The organism is Microcoleus sp. D3_18_C2, assembly GCF_036702395.1.
In the GTDB taxonomy this organism is placed as follows: Bacteria; Cyanobacteriota; Cyanobacteriia; order Cyanobacteriales; family Microcoleaceae; genus Microcoleus.
Window position 1 is genome coordinate 22,267 of the sequence record NZ_JAUBTG010000021.1, and the last position, 19,154, is coordinate 41,420.

At 46.1% G+C, this 19,154-nt stretch carries 19 protein-coding genes; 8 read left to right on the forward strand and 11 right to left on the reverse strand.

The annotated features are described in order from the left end of the window. Positions 1 to 100: 100 nt before the first annotated feature. The gene (locus QUA88_RS14905) at positions 101 to 892 is read left to right on the forward strand and encodes a DUF2993 domain-containing protein (RefSeq protein ID WP_333272389.1); all 792 of its coding nucleotides are present in this window, start codon (positions 101 to 103) and stop codon (positions 890 to 892) included. Between the two features lie 120 nt (positions 893 to 1,012). Here QUA88_RS14905 and QUA88_RS14910 read toward each other — a convergent pair whose 3' ends face one another. The 3 genes from QUA88_RS14910 to QUA88_RS14920 form a co-directional block, all read right to left on the reverse strand. Next, a complete protein-coding gene (locus QUA88_RS14910; RefSeq protein ID WP_333232025.1) occupies positions 1,013 to 1,930 on the reverse strand; it encodes a phosphatidate cytidylyltransferase in 918 nt (305 codons plus the stop codon). A 349-nt stretch (positions 1,931 to 2,279) separates the two neighbouring features. Continuing rightward, entirely contained in the window at positions 2,280 to 2,873 is a 594-nt protein-coding gene (gene cbiT / locus QUA88_RS14915) for a precorrin-6Y C5,15-methyltransferase subunit CbiT (protein WP_190659397.1), read from the reverse strand. Between the two features lie 99 nt (positions 2,874 to 2,972). After that, positions 2,973 to 4,586 (reverse strand): aminotransferase class I/II-fold pyridoxal phosphate-dependent enzyme, encoded by a 1,614-nt coding sequence (locus QUA88_RS14920; RefSeq protein ID WP_333053045.1) that lies wholly within the window; start codon positions 4,584 to 4,586, stop codon positions 2,973 to 2,975. 358 nt (positions 4,587 to 4,944) lie between these two features. Here QUA88_RS14920 and QUA88_RS14925 point away from each other — a divergent pair, with 358 nt between their 5' ends. Continuing rightward, a complete protein-coding gene (locus QUA88_RS14925) occupies positions 4,945 to 5,193 on the forward strand; it encodes a gamma-aminobutyric acid A receptor, epsilon-like protein (protein WP_333053047.1) in 249 nt (82 codons plus the stop codon). Between the two features lie 137 nt (positions 5,194 to 5,330). Here the strand turns inward: QUA88_RS14925 and QUA88_RS14930 are convergent, their stop codons facing one another. Further along, entirely contained in the window at positions 5,331 to 5,690 is a 360-nt protein-coding gene (locus QUA88_RS14930) for a hypothetical protein (RefSeq protein WP_333272393.1), read from the reverse strand. 121 nt (positions 5,691 to 5,811) lie between these two features. Here QUA88_RS14930 and ychF point away from each other — a divergent pair, with 121 nt between their 5' ends. Together ychF and QUA88_RS14940 are read left to right on the forward strand one after the other, a co-directional pair. Next, positions 5,812 to 6,903, forward strand: coding sequence for a redox-regulated ATPase YchF (ychF, locus tag QUA88_RS14935; protein WP_333244213.1), 1,092 nt, complete (start codon positions 5,812 to 5,814; stop codon positions 6,901 to 6,903). Between the two features lie 21 nt (positions 6,904 to 6,924). Next, positions 6,925 to 7,290 carry a phage holin family protein gene (locus QUA88_RS14940; RefSeq protein ID WP_333209713.1) on the forward strand — a complete coding sequence of 122 codons (366 nt, stop codon included), beginning with the start codon at positions 6,925 to 6,927 and terminating at the stop codon, positions 7,288 to 7,290. 151 nt (positions 7,291 to 7,441) lie between these two features. Here QUA88_RS14940 and QUA88_RS14945 read toward each other — a convergent pair whose 3' ends face one another. The 3 genes from QUA88_RS14945 to QUA88_RS14955 all read right to left on the reverse strand — a co-directional run bounded on the left by QUA88_RS14945 (position 7,442) and on the right by QUA88_RS14955 (position 9,531). Beyond that, positions 7,442 to 7,888 (reverse strand): NUDIX hydrolase, encoded by a 447-nt coding sequence (locus QUA88_RS14945; protein WP_333053053.1) that lies wholly within the window; start codon positions 7,886 to 7,888, stop codon positions 7,442 to 7,444. Between the two features lie 158 nt (positions 7,889 to 8,046). Further along, a complete protein-coding gene (locus QUA88_RS14950; protein ID WP_333209711.1) occupies positions 8,047 to 8,499 on the reverse strand; it encodes a DUF3531 family protein in 453 nt (150 codons plus the stop codon). A 15-nt stretch (positions 8,500 to 8,514) separates the two neighbouring features. After that, the gene (locus QUA88_RS14955; RefSeq protein ID WP_333053057.1) at positions 8,515 to 9,531 is read right to left on the reverse strand and encodes a Sll0314/Alr1548 family TPR repeat-containing protein; all 1,017 of its coding nucleotides are present in this window, start codon (positions 9,529 to 9,531) and stop codon (positions 8,515 to 8,517) included. Between the two features lie 416 nt (positions 9,532 to 9,947). Here QUA88_RS14955 and QUA88_RS14960 point away from each other — a divergent pair, with 416 nt between their 5' ends. Together QUA88_RS14960 and rsmG are read left to right on the forward strand one after the other, a co-directional pair. Then, entirely contained in the window at positions 9,948 to 10,619 is a 672-nt protein-coding gene (locus QUA88_RS14960) for an energy-coupling factor ABC transporter ATP-binding protein (RefSeq protein ID WP_333053058.1), read from the forward strand. 104 nt (positions 10,620 to 10,723) lie between these two features. Beyond that, on the forward strand, positions 10,724 to 11,467 hold the full coding sequence (gene rsmG / locus QUA88_RS14965) for a 16S rRNA (guanine(527)-N(7))-methyltransferase RsmG (RefSeq protein WP_333053061.1): 744 nt from the start codon (positions 10,724 to 10,726) through the stop codon (positions 11,465 to 11,467). A 66-nt stretch (positions 11,468 to 11,533) separates the two neighbouring features. Here rsmG and QUA88_RS14970 read toward each other — a convergent pair whose 3' ends face one another. The 4 genes from QUA88_RS14970 to rpiA all read right to left on the reverse strand — a co-directional run bounded on the left by QUA88_RS14970 (position 11,534) and on the right by rpiA (position 14,803). Next, complete coding sequence (locus QUA88_RS14970; RefSeq protein WP_333053062.1) at positions 11,534 to 12,289, reverse strand: Fe-Mn family superoxide dismutase; 756 nt, start codon at positions 12,287 to 12,289, stop codon at positions 11,534 to 11,536. Between the two features lie 213 nt (positions 12,290 to 12,502). Continuing rightward, a complete protein-coding gene (locus QUA88_RS14975) occupies positions 12,503 to 13,708 on the reverse strand; it encodes an aldo/keto reductase (RefSeq protein WP_445251566.1) in 1,206 nt (401 codons plus the stop codon). A 28-nt stretch (positions 13,709 to 13,736) separates the two neighbouring features. Beyond that, positions 13,737 to 14,012 (reverse strand): hypothetical protein, encoded by a 276-nt coding sequence (locus QUA88_RS14980; protein WP_333053063.1) that lies wholly within the window; start codon positions 14,010 to 14,012, stop codon positions 13,737 to 13,739. 74 nt (positions 14,013 to 14,086) lie between these two features. Then, complete coding sequence (gene rpiA, locus QUA88_RS14985) at positions 14,087 to 14,803, reverse strand: ribose-5-phosphate isomerase RpiA (protein ID WP_333053065.1); 717 nt, start codon at positions 14,801 to 14,803, stop codon at positions 14,087 to 14,089. Between the two features lie 409 nt (positions 14,804 to 15,212). On the opposite strand from rpiA, the gene QUA88_RS14990 reads away from it, so the two are divergent. Further along, a complete protein-coding gene (locus QUA88_RS14990) occupies positions 15,213 to 15,404 on the forward strand; it encodes a hypothetical protein (protein WP_333053151.1) in 192 nt (63 codons plus the stop codon). 156 nt (positions 15,405 to 15,560) lie between these two features. Then, the gene (locus QUA88_RS14995; RefSeq protein ID WP_333272399.1) at positions 15,561 to 18,887 is read left to right on the forward strand and encodes a tetratricopeptide repeat protein; all 3,327 of its coding nucleotides are present in this window, start codon (positions 15,561 to 15,563) and stop codon (positions 18,885 to 18,887) included. Positions 18,888 to 19,154 lie beyond the last annotated feature (267 nt).

Consider the following 19,154-nt stretch of genomic DNA (forward strand, 5'->3'; position numbering starts at 1 on the left):
GCGGTATATCTGTGCAGAAACCCGGTTTTTGAGGCCGGAGGTGCAAGTTCTAGTTAAATTTCTGTGCTTGAATATTAAGGTTTATATTCTGAAATTGTTTATGACTGTCGATCGAAACTCTCTTCAATTTGACAATAGAGATGGCGCTGCTGGCTCTGGTGAGACTGTTAATCTGGGCGAGGAACCGGGGAGAGCTTCGCCGAGTCAAGGCAGCCGGATCGCGAGCGCGGTGCTGTCTCCGGCGGTGCAGTTGTGGCTGCGATCGCAAGTTCAGCAGGTGGACGACTTGAAGGTGAAAATTGAGGGGAGCGATCGACAAATCTTCAGCGGTGCGATCCCCAAAGTCACGGCGGCCGCGATCGGTGCTGTGTATAAAGGACTACACCTAACTGACGTTGCCATAGAGGGCTGTGGCATTCGCATCAACCTCGGTCAAGCTCTCAAAGGCCAACCCCTGCGCCTCCTGGAATCCGTTCCCGTAACAGGCGTTTTGAGGGTCAGCCAAGCGGATTTGAATGCGTCGCTGAAAGCGCCTTTGCTGGCTGATGCTTTGAGCGAATTTTTGCTCCCCCTGCTGCCACTAACAGATAGGGAAAAGTCGCTGAAGTTGCAAAATTCGCAGATTGCTATTGAGGGGGGTTTGTTAACGCTTTCGGCGACAATTTTGCGCGCTGGCGGTAGGCAAATTCCTTTGGTATTGCGGACTGGTTTGCGGATAGCCAGCGGTCGCGAATTGATGTTTGAATCACCCGAAATCGAAATGGATGGAGAATTAAAGAGCAGTGATTTCAATGGTTTTAACATTGATTTTGGGCCGGAAGTTGAGATAGAAGAATTGATGTTGAGTCCGGGGGAGATTGTTTGTCGGGGGGGAATTAGAGTTTTGCCTTAGTTAGTTGACTGTTGGCTTTAACCTGGTTCTTCGGTAGATCCTGGGAATAAATACCCAATGCCCTGTTTGGCCAATGCCCTGTTTGGCCAATGCCCTGTTTGGCCAATTCCCAATTCCCAATTACCGATTAATTAAAAAAGAGTCGATCGCGGGCAATAGTAAAGTGACAAAATAGTAGACTAAGGGAGCCGTAAAAACATAACTGTCGGTGCGATCGAGAATGCCGCCGTGACCGGGGATCAACTGTCCCGAATCCTTAACGCCGGCGTCTCGCTTCATCATCGACTCAGTTAAATCTCCCAACAGGCTAGCAACCCCAATCAACAGACCAAAAGCAGCCCCAGTATACAGCCACCCCGGCCAGTGTAAATACCAAGAACCAGCGACTGCCACGGCGATGCTGCCGCAAACTCCAAATACGGCACCTTCAACGGTTTTTTTGGGGCTGATGTGGGATAGGCTAGTGCGCCCGAAGAATTTGCCGACAAAATAAGCCCCAATGTCAGCGGCCCAGATGCAGAAGAAAGCCAGCAGCAGCGAAGTCAATCCTAAAGATATATGGCTAGAAGTTGTCCAAGACGGCGGCGAGTAAATGTTAACGGGCAAATTGCTTGCTACTGCTTGCGAAAATTGGGTTGTAGCAAGATTGGCTGGGTCGAGGCCGACTCGCAGCCGTACCCAATAGCTGGGCAAATAACCGCCGTAGAACAATCCTAAAACTGAGGAGGCAATATCGGCGATCGTCGATAATTTAGGTTGGAATAACAGGTAGAAACAGATTAAGGTTCCCGCTAGAGGGAACATGGCATCTACGAGTTCCGGTGCTAGGGCGGCAGTAATTAATAGCCCTTGACTGACGGCTAAGGTAGTTTTGGCAGCGGGTGCAATACCTTTAGCCCTGGCTAATTGAAAATATTCCAATTGGCCTAGGTAGACGATGACTCCAAAGCCGACGGTGAAGTACCATCCGCCCATAATAATCATTCCCAAAGCAAGGGCGATCGCAACTATTCCACTCAGGATACGAGACCAAGGCATAAAATGAATTTCTCTTGCAGACGGCGGTGGATCATTCGATTTTGGATTTTGGATTTTGGATTTTGGATTTGAGATTTGGGATTTTTCTAGAGCACGAGTTGATCCCTTGCACAACTAACCCCCATCCCCCATCGGTCATCCAATATCTCAAGTCAGGCGGTCAATCCAGCTATGGTGGCCCCTATTCTTAAGTATGAAGGTTAAGTGAACTTAAAAAAGATTAAGAATTACATTTAGGAATGGGCATAGGGCATAGGGCATGGGGCATTGGGTATGTATTCCCAGGATCTGCCGAGGAACCAGGTTAAAGTTAACTGTCAACTGTCAAGTGTCAACTGTCAACTAACTTCTAATCCAGCTTTTCGCCGCTGAGAATAAATATGGGATTGACGGCGGCAAAGGTTTGACTGAGGCCGCGAGTCTCCAAGCGGTTGACGGCGGACTGGACTACTTCGATGTTGCGGACTTGTAACTCGGCGAAACCTTCGGAAAGGGCGTAAAGATTCTCTAAATTCGATGCTGTGGCGACAACTCTACCGTGGGGTTGCAAGTACCGCCAGACTTCTTGGAGAATGGCTTTAATGGGGCGACCTCCTTCGATGCAGACTCGGTGGGGGGGTTGGGGCAGGTTTTCCAGGCATTCCGGGGCACTGCCTTCTATGACTTCTACGTTGTCGAGCTCGAATCGATCGCAATTTCTGCGAATCAAGCTTGCTACTTCTTCGTCCCTTTCGACGGCAATAATCCGACCTTTGGGACACAGCAAACCTGTTTCTACGGCGATCGTACCAGTACCTGCACCGATGTCCCACACGACTGAATCTGCTTGCAGCCGCAGGTGGGAGATTAACAGCAGTCGGACTTCTCGCTTACTCATGGGAATTCCCGGTAAACGTTCAAATAAGTCATCCGGGATGCCTGGAGTGACGTAGGGCCAAAGCATAGTTATATTTTTGAATTTTGATTTTTGATTGAAGCAAGACCGAAGTTGGAACTCGCGGAAGAAGTAGAAATTCTGCCAATTTCCCCCAAGCCTTCATATTTACTGTCGCACAACCTTGAGAGTTTGGAGGCCGGGATCGCTACAACCTGTGATTTTTCCGCCGGCGGCCAGGATTTGTTGCAGGTAGTCAACGGCTGCTGGGGTAATGATTTCACCGGGCATTAGGACTGGTATTCCTGGGGGGTAGGGACAGATGAGTTCGGCACTGAGGCGATCGACTGCTTTGTCTGCGGGTACTGTTTCCGCTGGAAAAAAGAAAGCCTCGCGGGGGGAGAGGAGAGGGGGAGAGGGGGAGAGTGGGAGAGTGGGAGAGTGGGCAAATCTTCCATCGGACATCGGACTTCTTCTCTCGGACTTCTTCTTTCTTCCGACGGACATCGGACTGACATCCGTTACATCCGTTACATCCGTTACATCCGTTACATCCGTTGCCGAACTTCCTTCTTCCTGACATCCGTTACATCCGTTACAGAATACGTTGCCGAACTTCCTTCTTCCTTCTAAAAGAGTACAAGCTTTAACTAAATTGTCAATATCTAATTCTGTATTTCCCAAGCTGATAATAAATGTTAAATGTTGAGGCATGGGAAGTTCTGCGGTGACGCCGAGTTGAGAGTGCAAAATTTCATCGGCGGCAAATCCTGTGATTCCTAAATCTGATACTTTTACTGTTAGCCTGGTGCGGTCTAATGCTGCAAAACCCGGTGTATTTAAGGGTTCTAAAACTGATAAGCCGGGAATTAGACTGATTCGCGATCGCGCTTTTTCTGCTAGCTGTAAAGTTTGCGCTATTAATTCTTTGCCGTGGAGTGCGATTTGTTGGCGGGCGGCGTCTAGGGATGCTAATAGTATGTAACTCGGACTGGTAGATTGTACTAACTGCAATGCTCTATTTAATTTTTGGATATCTATGCGAGATCCCTTGACGTGCAGCATCGATGCTTGTGTCATTGCACCGAGGGTTTTGTGGATTGATTGTACTGTTAAATCGGCACCCGCTGATAGTGCCGGTTCTGGCAAGTTTGGATGAAAGTTAAAGTGCGCGCCGTGAGCTTCGTCTACTAATAACGGTATGTTGTATTGATGGGTAATTTGGGCGATCGCCCGCAAATCCCCGCAGACGCCGTGATAGGTTGGGTAAACCATCAATACTGCTTTGGCGTCGGGATGTTGTTCTAGGGCTGCGGCTGTAGCTTTTGGGGTGATGCTGTTGGCAATATCCCAATCCGGGTTGTACTCTGGATTGACAAAAATTGGAATTGCACCGGATAAAATTAAACCAGAAATCGCCGATGAGTGGATATTTCGAGGTAGGATAATTTTATCTCCTGGGCTGCAAGTCGCTAAGATGGCGGCGATAATTCCGCAAGTCGAACCGTTAGCCAAAAACCGAGTTGATTTTGCTCCAAATGCTGCGGAGGCTAAGTCTTGAGCTTCAGCAATTGCACCTTCTGGGTTAAAGAGATTGTCTAATTCCGGCAATTCCGGCAAATCCGCTCTAAATACTGCCGCACCGAATAAGTCAATTAGGGGTTGAGAGATTCCTTGTCCGCGTTTATGTCCGGGGGCGTAGAATGGGGCGTGCGGATGATTTGTGCGATCGCGCAAGGCATCTAATAGGGGAGTTTTTGTTTGAGAGTTTGCTGGTGACACGCTTAATCCTGATTGCTGTATTTGATATCTAAGTAGAGCGATATGAAAAAACCATAATATCTTCTAGGGACGGGTTGAGCTAGTACCTTTACTTTCAGGCAGTTTCTTGCTGTACTCACGCGATCTACCCATCTCATGTTTATTTGTAACCACCTACTTAGTTTAATGCTAAAGGCATAAATTTATGCGGAAGTAACAGTTAATTATAGCTATTTAGATAGATGTGTTCACTGCACTCTTGAGTTTAAAATTATGAGATAAAAGAGTACCACAACTCAGTTATTTTTGTTGAAAAATATAGCTAGAAGTGGCTAGCAAATGTTTTTGAAACATCTCTATTAGCGAGCAAAACACTAACATGATTTTTCCCAACCCTACTCCATTTCCCGGCCCGCAGATTCCCAGCACCGAACCGGGGCTGCCGACTATACCCGCATCGCCACCAGTGCCGGGCCCCGTTCCCGAACCGATTCCCGGCCTTGTACCGGAACCGGTACCTGCGCCAATTCCCCAGCCAATTCCCGAACCGGTGCCGGAAACTGTACCCTCTCCGATTCCTCAAACAGTGCCGGAGCCTATTCCTCAGACAATCCCTGAACCTGTTTAAATTATGTTTTAGTCGATCGCGAAATTTAAGATTGTTTGTCAGGCCGATCGCAAAAACCGACTTTCTCCAAAGTCCCCAATCTTTTTGATGAATATCAGACTTGAAAAAACTCGGTTTTTGCCTAAATTATCGATTAACTACTTACTGAAGTTGATCGACGGCGCTGTACAAAAGTTAATACCACGCAAATCAGACTGTGTGCCGTCAGAGTATGTGGCCATGATATCAAAAACACAGCCATCCGAGATATCATCCTCGTACTCAGCTGAATCAAATTCAAAAGGGACAGTGTCCTGATAGGCAAGCGGACCGTCTAACAGGTTTTCTCCCCAATCATCGTCGGAATTACTCGACTGGAGGACTGTCATCGTCTTGCCGCTGTTGTTAATCACCGAAAGTTTGACCATTTTAGCGAAAACGCTAGCTGCTGTGAGCCCTAACAGAGGCAGCGACAGCCCCACAGCCATCGTTACTTTGCTTAACCATCGGTTAACCATTGAGCCATCTACCTCAAGTTGTATATTTATTCAAGCCTAGCAGTGGAAGTTAGAAAGCACAAGTCAGATATATTGCTATTGCTTATGATATTTTGATACAGTGATATGTTTCTAAATAGCTATGCTTACTGCCGGAATTGTCGGACTGCCTAATGTTGGCAAATCTACTTTGTTTAATGCTCTGGTTGCTAATGCCAAGGCGACTGCTGCTAATTTTCCTTTCTGTACGATCGAGCCAAATACGGGTATCGTGGCAGTGCCAGACGAACGGTTGAAGGTGCTGAGCAATATTTCCAATTCCGCGCAAACTGTGCCGACGCGGATGGAGTTTGTGGATATTGCGGGTTTGGTGAAGGGGGCGAGTCAGGGGGAAGGACTGGGAAATCAGTTTTTGTCTCACATTCGGGCCGTAGATGCGATCGTCCATGTTGTCCGCTGTTTTGACAATGATGATATTATTCACGTTGCCGGTTCTGTCGATCCCCAGCGAGATATTGACATTATCAATCTCGAATTAATTTTAGCAGACTTAGCTCAAATTGAACGCAGGCTCGATCGCACTCGCAAGCTGGCCCGCAACAACAAGGAAGCTCAGGCCGAAGTGGATGTACTCGAAAAATTAGTCGCTGTTTTGAATGCCGGGAAACCGGCGCGGCAGTACAATTTCACAGATGAAGAAGCTGAATTAGTTAAAGGTTTGGAATTACTGACCAACAAACCAATTATCTATGCTGCTAACGTATCTGATGACGATTTAGCAACGGGAAATAGCTATGTCGAACAAGTGCGGGAAGTAGCAGAAGCCGAAAATGCTAAGGTTGTCATAGTTTCGGCGCAAGTTGAGTCAGAATTGGTGGAGTTATCCGAGGAAGAACGAACGGATTTCCTAGAATCTCTGGGGGTCAAAGAAGGTGGCTTGAAATCTCTGATTCGAGCTACTTACGAATTATTGGGTTTGCGGACTTATTTTACTAGCGGCCCGAAAGAAACTCGCGCTTGGACGATTATCGCGGGAATGTTAGCACCCCAAGCTGCAGGGGTGATTCACTCTGATTTTGAACGGGGTTTCATCCGGGCAGAAACTGTAGCTTATGAAGATTTGGTTGCTACGGGCGCGATGAATGCGGCTAAGGAAAAAGGCTTAGTTCGCAGTGAAGGAAAAGAGTATGTTGTACAAGAGGGGGATGTGCTGTTGTTCCGATTTAATGTTTAGCTTTTTTAAGGAGATTGGCACATGGATATTATTTCGCTGGTAATTGCTTGGCTAGTTACTTCCGTGAGCTTTTTTATCATTTCCAAGTTGCCCATCGGGGTGGATATTGACACTTTTGGAAAAGCGATGATTTCGGCGGCGGTTTTTGGATTGCTGAATGCTTTGGTGCGGCCGCTTTTTGTGGTTTTGGGTTTTCCATTGCTGTTGGTAACTTTTGGTTTGTGGATAATTGTTATCAACGCTGCTATCTTTGGATTGGCGGCTTGGCTAGTGGATGGATTTCGCTTGCGGTGGGGAATTTGGAGTGCTTTGCTGGGTGCTATAGCCCTCGGTTTTATCAACTCTTTGCTCTATGAGCTGTTGCGGACTCTGCCTAGTGTAAGGTAAATCCGGGTAATGCGGGGGGCGGAAGGAAGGGGCGGGTTTATTCATCCTGTTAGTTATCGCCAATATTTCAGGTGAAACCTGCCCCGACGGCAAATATTTTAGGTGTAATTCTCCCATATCAGGTATTTGTTTTTTGGTATTGGTTGAGTTATTAGCCTTCGCAGTAGTCGATAAATTTGTCGGGAACTAGGCGCAATTCGCCCGATCGAAAGCGCTCGACGGGCATCCAAAATGCAGTATGTTCCCCATCTCCGTCTGCAAAATCCAGACTCTCCAATTCATAAAATTTGCGATCGACAAAATCGCACTGGTATAGTTGTATTAATTCGTGTCCGGCTTTGCCATTATAAACAAAGAAGTTTTCCAAACAAGTCAAATATTTGATATTTGTTAACTCGGCTTGAATTTCTTCTTGAAACTCTCTTTGCAAAGCGTCGGTGCTGTGCTCTCCGAATTCTACGCCGCCGCCCAAAGCGCGGTAAAATGTGTCTTTTGTGACCGGATCTTCGCATTCTGACACGAAGATGCGATCGCCCGATCGAATTAATCCTAAAACAATGACGCGAATTTTACCTTGCATAATATAGCCATCAGTCATCAGTCATTAGTCATTACGCATCAAAACCAAAGAAACCGGGTTTTTTGCCCTTCAAGCGTTGTAACAAAGTATTCAAGGAAAAAAACCCGGTTTCTGATTACCCGTGCGTCCAGGACTATATTATCCGTTTATCCGTGTCATCCGTGTCGTGCCAAGGTTTAATTATCGGCAGCAAAACCCTCTCTGCTCCTCCTATTTTCAATGGGCCAGTCTGTATTTTCCCCGCCAATAATTAGTTTTTCAATCGTTACGAATTCTTTGCTGAGTTGCTGGAAAACATTAATCAAAACATCGATTCCAATGGCATCGCTAGTGCCCAAATCAAACCAGCAGCGAGCCCAATAACCTTGATACTCCATTTCTCCCATATTGTGCATCAAAGCCATCATGCTTTGGTCGGCTAGATTAACATCGTAATTCATATCACTGATGTCTAAGCCTTCATCTTGAACTTGCAAATTTTCCGCATTAAATCCTCCAAGTTTTCCCAAGAAAAACCAAGAGTCAAACACTTCTTCAACATACTGTTTTTCACCGTTTGAAGGCACGTTGCTGAACTTCAGCCAAATCCAGAGGTCAAAGGGGTTAAACTCGCGAAACTCTACTTGCATAGTTTTTTGGTGTTTTTATAGTGGTGGTAAGGCTGCCGGCCCCCAGACTCCATCTGCATCTCTGATTTTATCGCGCATCGGGTCGCAGGCGCGAGATTGGCTGTCGAGACGGTTACGGGTTCTGCACTGCTGAAAGAAGATTTCGGCTACTAAACTGCGCGGAAGTTGGTCGGGTTTTGCTAAGGCTGCGTCGAAGTTTTTTCGGGCTTCCTCAAGTAAGGTTTTGTTGCCGTTGTTCCTCTGGGATTGGGAAAACAAGATTTGTGCTTTTAGATAGAGAACTTCGGGATTATTTGGCGTTTCTGCTAGGGATTTGTTCGCAAATTCTAAAGCGCGATCGTACTTTTTTAAGTCTCGATATCCTACTGCCATGCCGCGATAAGCTAAGTAGCGGGGAGAGGCTTTTTGTTCGAGTCTTTGAATTGCTTCGTTGGGGTTGGAAAAGGGTAGGTTTGTGGCTAGCATTAAGTCCATGTAGCCTTTGATCAGGTTTAGTTCTGGGTCGTTGGGCGCTATTTTATCGGCCGCTTCTAGGTATTGAAATACTACTCGCAATTTACTCAAAGCTTGGGGCGCGCCTTTGGCTGTTCCTTCTTTGGCTATAATGTTCGCCCCTTCTAGAAAGTGACCTGCTGCTGTGTAAATATTGCCGCGCAATGGATTAGTTTTCGCCAATTTTTCGCCGACTTCGCGGGTTTTTTGCGCGTAGGAATTCATCGAGTTTAAGTCCTGCTCGATGTAGGAGAGGGAGGCTGCCATTGCATAGGCTAGTGGCTCGTTTGGTTCGGCTGATAGTGCTTGTTGAACTTGTGCTTTTGCTTGTTTGTAGTTTCCTTGCTGAAACATTGTTTTGAAAGCGGTTTCGGTGTTGGGCCCGATCGCCTGCGGGTTGCTGCTGCGAAAGGGATCGCCCGCTAATGCTGAGTTAATGCAGATGCCCAGGGCGATCGCTCCTGCACAGGCGATCGCCCGCACTGTCTGTTGAGAACTTAACATTTGCTTGCCCACCGATGCTAAAGGAGTTTTCGTCATCGTCAATTCTCTCAATGTAATATACTGTAAACTAGAAACAAGAGAGTTAAATTTTCAGACTTTCGGGCCGCCACCAAAAAAAGAGTGAAATTTGCTTGATTTTTTGTGGTTGTTGAGGTATATTTTAATAATGGTAGTGTGACTTGTAATATATTGACGGACAGATTTCCATTATTAAACTATACCATGAAAAAACAGAAAAATCAAACGCCACTCCTGAAAAAAAAAGGAAATTTTTGTTAAGATTTATGTAAAATAATTGTGTGCGATCGACCCCTGCCAAAAACCGCCTTAACTATCAATAGCACAACCAGAAGTTCCCCCCTCCAACAATAACTATTTTTCTGATTGTTCACTGTTGAGTGTTAACAACTGCCAACTAGCAACTGCCAACTGCCAACTAACAACTGCCGTTAATGCTTTATCTAAAAAACTTAGTATATCATCCTACCGCCTGTCCGAATCCTATTCTGAAAAATATTAACTTAGAACTGCCATCGCAGCAAATGGGGCTGATTGTGGGTCGCAGCGGTTCTGGCAAAAGTACGCTATTAGAAATATTAGCAGGTTTAGCCGAAAAAACTAGCGGCGACATCCGCTGGCGGGAACAAGAATTAACACCGGAACACTTGCAACAGTTAGGAGGGTTAGTGTTCCAGTTTCCAGAAAGGCATTTTTGCGGAGGCACAATTTTAGAAGAATTGCGGTTGGGGCATCCTGAATTGGGACAAGAACAAATTAACTCAGCAATGGCAGAAGTGGGACTAGGACATTTGCCGCTGCGCGCTTCCCCCCACGCTTTGAGCGGCGGACAACAGCGCAGGGTAGCCCTGGCGGTGCAGCTAATTCGGCAGCCGCATTTGCTACTTTTGGACGAACCGACGGCGGGTTTGGATTGGTCGATGCGGCGGCAGTTGGTAAGCCTGTTGAGTAAGTTGAAAAGTCACTGGACTTTGTTGATTGTTACTCACGATGCTAGCGATTTGTTGAGTGTAGCCGATAAATTTTGGACTCTAAACCACGGGGATTTGCAAGAGGTCGATCGGGCTAAATTAGAAGCTAAGGAAACGAGTTTTGTTAGTCATTAGTCATTAGTCATTAGTCATTAGTTAGTGCGGGCGGGTATATCGCATTATGAAGCATTTTTAAGTGCAGAGAATTCGCAGAGCTTACAAAAGAGTGGGAATAGAAGATGAATCAGATTACAATGCCTGTGTTGCCCCAGATGAACGAGTTGTGGCAAAAAACGCTGAATTGGCAGCCGGATGAGTCGCAGCAGCAACAATTTCAGCGACTTTATGAGTTAATTGTCGAGGGAAATTGCTCCTTGAATTTAACTCGAATTACCGAACCGATGGAGTTTTGGGAAAAACATTTGTGGGATTCTCTGCGGGGAATTGCGAAACTGCTGCCAGCTAATCACAATTCGGCGGAAAATCCCGAATTTGTCGCCGATTCGGTGCAGAAAGCGATCGATATTGGGACTGGTGGGGGTTTTCCGGGGTTGCCGATCGCGATCGCCCTGCCGCAACTATCAGTTACTTTGCTCGATTCTACCCGCAAAAAAATTACTTTTTTGGAAACAGTTGTGCCGTCTTTAGGGATAGAAAATGCGGCAACTTTGTTGGGCAGAGCCGATGAAATTGCCCGACAGCCGCAGCACAAACAAGCTTACGATTTAGCATTTCTCCGAGCAGTGGGAGCCGCTCCTCTCTGCGCTAAATGTGCGCTGCCTCTGCTAAAAAATGGCGGTTTGGCGGTACTTTACCGTGGGAATTGGACGGTGGAGGAAGAGACGGAGTTGCAAAGGGCGATCGAGCATTTGGGCGGCACAGTTGAGTCAGTCGAAGCATTCACAACGCCCACGAGTCAGGGGGCGCGGCACTGCGTTTACTTGCGGAAAGTTGTACAGCAGTTCGATCGTCCCGTGCGCTAGTAGGGACACGGCACTGCCGTGTCGTGTATTTCATCGGCCGTGTCCTGTATTTCATCTAATTGAAAACTACCCGATCGCCTGTTCGTAGCGCTTGTTAATTTCCGCCCAATTAACAACATTCCACCAAGCTTTCAAATAGTCGCCGCGCAAGTTTTGGTACTTGAGATAATAAGCGTGTTCCCAAACATCGTTACCCATAATTGGATAATTTCCCTGCATGAAAGGAGTGTCTTGATTGGCAGTAGTTGTAATCTCAAGTTTGCCAGCTTTATTACGGACTAGCCACACCCAACCGCTGCCAAAACGCTTGGCGCCGGCATCGTTAAATTTTGTTTTAAAATCGTCCACACTGCCGAAATTTTGCTGGATTGCTGTTGCAATTGCCCCTGTCGGTTCGCCGCCGCCTTTGGGACTCATGATTTCCCAAAACATACTGTGATTTAGGTGTCCGCCGCCATTGTTACGCACGGTTGTGCGAATATCTTCCGGCACTTTGCTCAAATCTCGCAGCATATTTTCCGCAGTGATATTTTTGAGTTGCGGGTATTTACTAACAGCATCGTTGAGATTTTTAACGTAGGCGGCGTGGTGTTTGTCGTGGTGAAATTGCATTGTCCGCGCATCGATGTGCGGTTCTAAAGCATTGTATTCGTAGGGCAGGGGTGGCAGTGTAAAAGCCCCCGAAGTTTGGGCTATTTTTGGGCTTTCTGCAATTGGACTTGCTGGGGATACATTATTTCCTGATGCTTGGCAAGCACCTCCGGTAATAGCTCCAACGCTGGCAGTCAGCAAATACAAGAAATCTCGGCGTTTGAGAGTCATAAAAAGTACCTAAGTGAATTATTAACTGTTTTATCTCAAATTAAAGCAAAAGGGGAGTGAGTTGAGAAAAAAGTTGTATCGCCCGAATGGATGAGACGGATGGGCGATGGTGGTGAGAGTTTCTCAAGTATAGGCTAATTGTATGCGCGTAACTAACTCACGTGCTCCGGTTCACCAACCCGGTTTCTGTCTCGAAACCGGGTTTTTTTTTGATTATTCTTGGGACAAGCGTTGGATGGCTTCGCCTCCAAAAAGCCGATCGGCTGCTTGGAGAATACCGGGAATTTTAGCAGCGTGGGGACTGTGGGCTAGGCAGCGGCGCAAGTCTAATTCATCGAGGCGATGGCGTTCCGCCCCGCAAGCTACGGCTTTTTGGCCGGGGAACCAGTGACTGGCATTACCTAAAAGGTTGTAGCGCATCTTGCAATAGTCGATCGTATCGTAAGCCTGCGCCAAATTCCACAGCCACAGAATCACATAAATATTAATACCTCCGGGAGTATTTTCGATAGTTGGTAAACCGACGTGCCAAGTCTTAAACCAATCTTCTCCTAATTTATCAATTGCTGCTTTTTCTAACTTTTCTAATATCGGTGGCAAAATTTCATCGGCTCTATCTAACAATTCTACAGCTTTCAAATGCTCGTTAAAATCTTCAGGTTTGGCGGCGCCCAAACTTAAAGTGTGTACTTGCGGATGCGACAAACAAAACAAATCATTAAACACCATCGGACTCAACGGATAGCACAAGTCTACCAATTTTTGCGGCGGGCTGTAAAGTTGACCGCCTTTATCGGAAGGACTGATAATAAAAACGCCCATATCGTGACGTTTAGCAGCTTCGATAGCAGGCCAATTACTTTGATTGATGTAGTACCAGTGCAAGTTAAGATAATCAAATTGATTAGTTTCAATTGTTTTGACTATCACATCAGTCGGGCCGTGAGTCGAGAAACCAATAAACTTAACTTTGCCTTCTGCTTGCAACTTTCTCGCCACATCCATGCAGCCGCCCGGACGGATAGACTCCTCTAGCAATTCCCACGTATTAATGCCGTGTAGTGACAGTAAATCGACGTATTCCAGTTGCAAATAAGCTAAGGATTTATCAAATTCTTCGCGGAACTCTTGGGAGTTTGGTTTAGGACTAACTTTCGTTTGCACTATCAATTTTTCGCGGGGAAAGTTCGGCAAAATTAACCCCAATTGCATCTCGGAAGTGCCGTAACCGCGAGCAGTTTCTATGTGATTGATGCCGCATTCAATCGAGTAACGAATCGTCGCTTCTAGATTTTGTTGATTGTCTGGGGGAATTTCATTGGCTGGCACGTCTTGCCATTTGTACTGATATCTCATGCCACCGCAGGAAAAGACGGGCATGGATAATTCTGTGCGACCGAATCTGCGATATTGCATCATCATAATCAAAGTCAATCGATTTTAGATTTTAGATTTTAGATTTTAGATTGAAGCTTTGACTTGCGCGAGATAAATACGTTCGGCAAGTTTCATCGGATACAGGTTTTTTCTTTCTCCACGGATGAATCACGTGGCGGGTATCCTGGATGCTTTCGGTCAAAGCTATAGCAGAAGGAAGAAAGAAGAAGGAAGAAAATGTAACAATCGCAAGGGTTTCACTGATTAAGAACTTCTTAATAGTCTTGGCGGTTGCTATAGGGTAAAAAACCTTGTTTTTGGTATTTTTGCGGGTTGTAACTCCCATATGGCAGCCTTCTCCTGAACAGGCAAGATGCCTGTTCCACAAAGAGTTATTGACCACCACTGGGGCAGTTTTGACTATTTAGAAATCTCCCGTACTACTGGTTTTCCGTCTTGGATTTCCCCGACTAACACCAAATCTGTACAGTCTACAAACAAACCATTTTCTAAGACACCGGGAATATTATTCAAGCTTTTTTCCATTTCTCCGGGGTTGGCAATGTCATCAAATTTGACATCAATTACCATATTACCTTGATCGGTAATTACGGGGCCTGCTTTTTTCACACCCATGCGGAGTTCGGGTTTGCCGCCCATTTTTTCAATGGCGCGCATCACTGGTGTTAATGCCATGGGTATAACTTCGATGGGCACGCGAAAAGTCGAACCCAATTTATCTACGATTTTGGAACTGTCAACTACTACAATAAATTGAGTGGCGAGGTAATCGACTACTTTTTCGCGGGTGTGGGCTGCGCCGCCACCTTTAATTAAGTTGAGGTGGGGATCTACTTCATCAGCGCCGTCAATAGCTACATCTATTCTGTCAATTTCATCTAGTGTTGTCAGCGGTACTCCGTACTGTTTGGCTAACACTTCTGATTGAAAAGATGTCGGCACTCCCTTGATATCTTTGAGTTCACCGGATTTTATGCGATCGCCCAATGCTTGAATAGTATAAGCTGTAGTTGACCCGGTGCCGAGTCCGACAATCATACCAGATTTTACGCGATCGGCGGCTGCAAAGCCGACTTGCTGTTTCATCAATTTTACGGGATCTTGTTCTGTGGTCATGTTCGGTACTCCTTAATAGTTTTAAGATTATACCATTTATTATGGATTTATTTAACCGCAGAGAGCGCAGAGAACGCAGAGAGGAAGAAGATGAAGAGAGGGAACTGGCAAATTATTTCAATTGGGAATTTCTCTCTTTTTTCTCTGCGCCTTCTGCGTCCTCTGCGGTTAAATAAAAAAATCTAGTTCACAAATCGGTGGATAATTGCCACAATGAAAATCTGATTTCTCGATCTCGAAATTCGTCAATCTGTTTCCATAACCAGATTCAACTATTTTAAAGCATGAAAGTACACCAAATATACGACAATGATAACCAGCTTTTTTTTGTCAACTTTACCGCCAGTGCCAGGAAACAGAAGGCGTCGAGTACGTCGGTTCCGTACCGCAACCCGAACTCGTCCGGCAACTGCGTTCAGTGGCGGTTTTAGCTTACTCGAATACCTGTTTGGAAACGTCATCTATTGTCGCGATGGAGGCGATGGCCTGCAGTTGCCGGATTGTGACGAGTGAATTGGCAGCTTTGCCGGAAACAACTGCTGGATTTGCCCGTCTAGTTTCCATGTCAGGGGTGGAAAATTTTGCATTGATAAGTAATTAGAAGCGGGCAGGTAAACCAGATTGGGAGGGATATACAAGGCGGTTTTCAGAGGCCGTAGTCGGAGTTTTAAATGATGGCACGGGTGCGGGCGGCGCCACTGCTGAAAATCATCGGAGACAGCAGGTAGAATATAGAAATCGAGGGTGTACTTGGTCTGTGCGTTCCCGACAGTGGCTAGAATGGCTGAATAGTATTAGTGTAAAACCTGTAAGAGTGGCAGAGCAAATGATCGGGAATTCTTTAGTAGGTTTAGAGGCAGTGAGAGATTATTTTCAAAAGGGGAATTGGCTGAAAGATCGAGGCGATCTCGGTGGCGCAATCGATAACTATCAGAAAGCTTTAGAGTTTAATCCAGGAGATGCAGAAGTTCATAAAAAGTTGGCGGAAGTTTATGTTTTGCAAGGAGAATTTGAAAAGGCGATCGCCTCTTGTAATGTCGCTCTTCAATTTCAACCCACTTTTGCTCCTGCTTACTTGACAATGGGCAATGCTTTGCACAGTCAAAACAAGCTGGAAATGGCCATTGAAGCTTACTTGCAAGCTTTAAAATTTCAGCCGAATTTTGCCGAAGCTAGCGCGAATCTTGGCAGTATGTATTACAAGTTAGGGCAATTGGAACAGGCGGGGAATTATTACCAAAAAGCTCTGGTAATTAATCCTCAATTGTGTTCGGTCAATATGATGCTGGCAAGCGTTTTGCAGCAGCAAGGAAAGTTAGATGCAGCAATTAATTGCTATCAAAAAGTGCTGCAACAGCAACCGGAAGATGCCACCGCTGCTGAGAAATTAGCGAGTTTAATCGCACAAAAAGAGCGGGCAACTACTGACAGCAACTTTATCGAATTAGAAACAGAATTAGGGGAATCGCAAACAGTATCTGTCAACAAAGATGAAGGCTACGGCTTGCAGCCTTCGAGCCTCAATTTGCCGCCAGCACCAACCACTGAGACTTTAAATACTCCGTTTACAAATCCCGCCGAACTTTCCGAACAAGTTACATCGTTAAATGTTCCCGATGCCGGACAAGTTGCCAATTTTCAAGAAGTAGAACCTTACAAAAAACTGGCAGAAAACTTTTTAGTTCAAGGTAAAATTAAAGAGGCGATCGCAGCTTGTCAGCAGGCGCTAAAAATTCGACCAGATTTCATCTACGCTTACGTCACTTTAGGCAATGCCTTGCAAGCAGGAGGCAAAACAGAAGCTGCAATTCGATCGTATTCTCAAGCCCTAGAATTGCAGCCAAATTTTGCGGAAGTGCGGGCCAATATCGGCAGTATGTATTTCAAAATGGGGCGTTTGGAAGAAGCGATCGCCCATTACCAGCAAGCCATCGCCCTGAGTCCAGATTTAGCGGGAGCTCACTGGAATTTAGGGAAAGTATATCAGCAACACGGCAACATCGAAGCAGCGATCGCCTGTTTTAAAAGAACATCCGAACTCAACCCGCAGCTAGTCGGTGCAGACTTCCACTTTAACTTAGGTAATCGACTTTTCAGCCAAGGAAAGCGCGATGAAGCCATCGAATGCTACGAAAAAGCGATCGCCATTAAACCGGATTGGGCTGAAGCTTACGGTAACATCGGCAGCGCGCGATCGCAACAAGGCAATCTCGACGCCGCCATCGCTTACTATCAGAAAGCTGTAGCTTTAAAGCCGCACTTAGAAGTTTTGCACTTCAATATAGCCAATTCTTTTTTACAGCAAAACAAGTACGAAGAAGCCATTACTAATTATCAAAACACTCTGAAAATCAAGCCCGACTGGCCGGAAGTTCACGCTAACCTCGGCAGTTGTTTTTCCATGCAGGGGCGACTGGAAGAAGCTTTAGCCAGCTATCAGCAAGCTTTGGCATTAAAACCGAATTGGGCAGAGGTTTACTGCCGGATGGGACACATTCAGAAACAAGATAAGCCCTTGGAGGCGATCGCCAAATTTGAAAAGGCGATCGAATGCAACCCCAAATATAGCGAAGCCTACCAACAACTGTGCGACTTGCTAAGCCATTCCACCAACCTCGCCGGAGCCCGTAGCATAGCCGACAAATACTGCGAAAACTGCGGCGATGTCGCCCCAGTCATGTCAGCTACAGCCTACGTCTTTTCCTACCTGCAATCAGGTGTCAGCAAACAGGCAATTCAGAAACTCGAAGAAATCGAAAAACTCTGCTACGAAAAGGTCGAAACCTTTAGCGGAATCGAACTAAAACTACTCTACGAAATCTTCCTGTTTGCAGTTTCTCACCTGCGAGACAACCGCGAAAAGAATGCCAGTTTCTACAGACTCATTGCCAAAGAATACTACCAAAAAGCCGTCCCGAAGCGCCAGGAAATTAACAGAAGCAACCTAGCCAAGTACCAAACAAAAGAACAGCGTCCTTTAAAAATCGGCTTCCTTTCCAAACACTTTCGCCGCCACTCAGTAGGCTGGTGCAGCGAAGCTTTAATTCGCGAATTAAGCCACATCACCCCCCACGTTCACCTTTACGTCACCGGGAAACTCCACCGAGATGAGGTTACGCAGCGGTTTGAAGACATGGCGGGCAAGTTTTACTGGCCTAAAAAATATCCAAACGGCTTTGCTGACGGCGGTGAAATCTTCGCCGAAGTAGCGCAAGACAACTTGGATGTTTTGATAGACTTAGACTCGATGACAGTACCCACAAATGTCGAAGTGCTGTATCAATATCCTGCGGGAATTTGCGTTTCTTGGCTGGGATTTGACGCACCCTACATTTCTGATAATCACTACTTTCTGTGCGACGAACACACTCACCCCCCTGGTGTTGAAAAAAATTACTTAGAACAGTTAGTAAGATTGCCGGCAGGTTCGGTAGCAATTGGCGCACTGCAAAGCATTCCTGTGAATCGAGAGGCGATTAGAAATGCTCTCGGAATTGGCTTAGATCAAATGACTTATCTGTGCGTTGCGCCAGGGAGAAAAACCAATCCAGAAATGGTACGAGCTCAAGTTAAAATCCTTAAGGAAGTACCAGATAGTGTGTTAATCCGCAAAGGTCAAGGCGACCCCGACGTTATTCACAGCACTTACCGCGAAGAATGCGAAATTCAGGGAGTAGATTTTGGTCGGATTAAGTTTATAGGTCAAACCAGAAGTGAAGAAGAACATCGGGCTATTTATTATGTAGCCGACGTGCTTTTAGATTCCTATCCTTACAACGGCGGGACTCACAATTTAGAGGCTTTGTGGGCGAATTTGCCAGTGGTAACTCGATCCGGCGACCAATATCTTTCGCGGATGGGTTACGCTTTTCTCAAAAGTGCAAATCTTGATGTTGGTGCGGCGTGGAGTTGGGAGGAATACACGCAGTGGGGAGTTAAGTTTGGCCGCGATGCGGGTTTCAGAAATGCCGTGAAAGAGCATTTAATAAAATCTAAGCAGCCAGAACATCTTGCACCTTTGTGGAATCCTAAAAAGTTGGCTGAGGATATGTATGAGGTGTTTCAAAAACTGTTAGCTAAATAGGGGGGGAATTGGGAATTGGGCATCGGGCATCGGGCATCGGCCAAACAGGGCATTGCGAATTGCTGCTATGGCAATCCCTCATCAGTGTGTGAACTCCCTTCTTTCTCCCTTCTCTTCCTCTGTGCCCTCTGTGCCCTCTGCGGTTCAATAAAAAAAGAGAGATCAGGTAGAGAAACGTGGTTTTTGGATATTTGTACGCTACTCACCGTAAAGTTTTGTAAAAAAATCCGTGAAAATGCGTAAAAATTCTGCGCCGAATCTGATAGA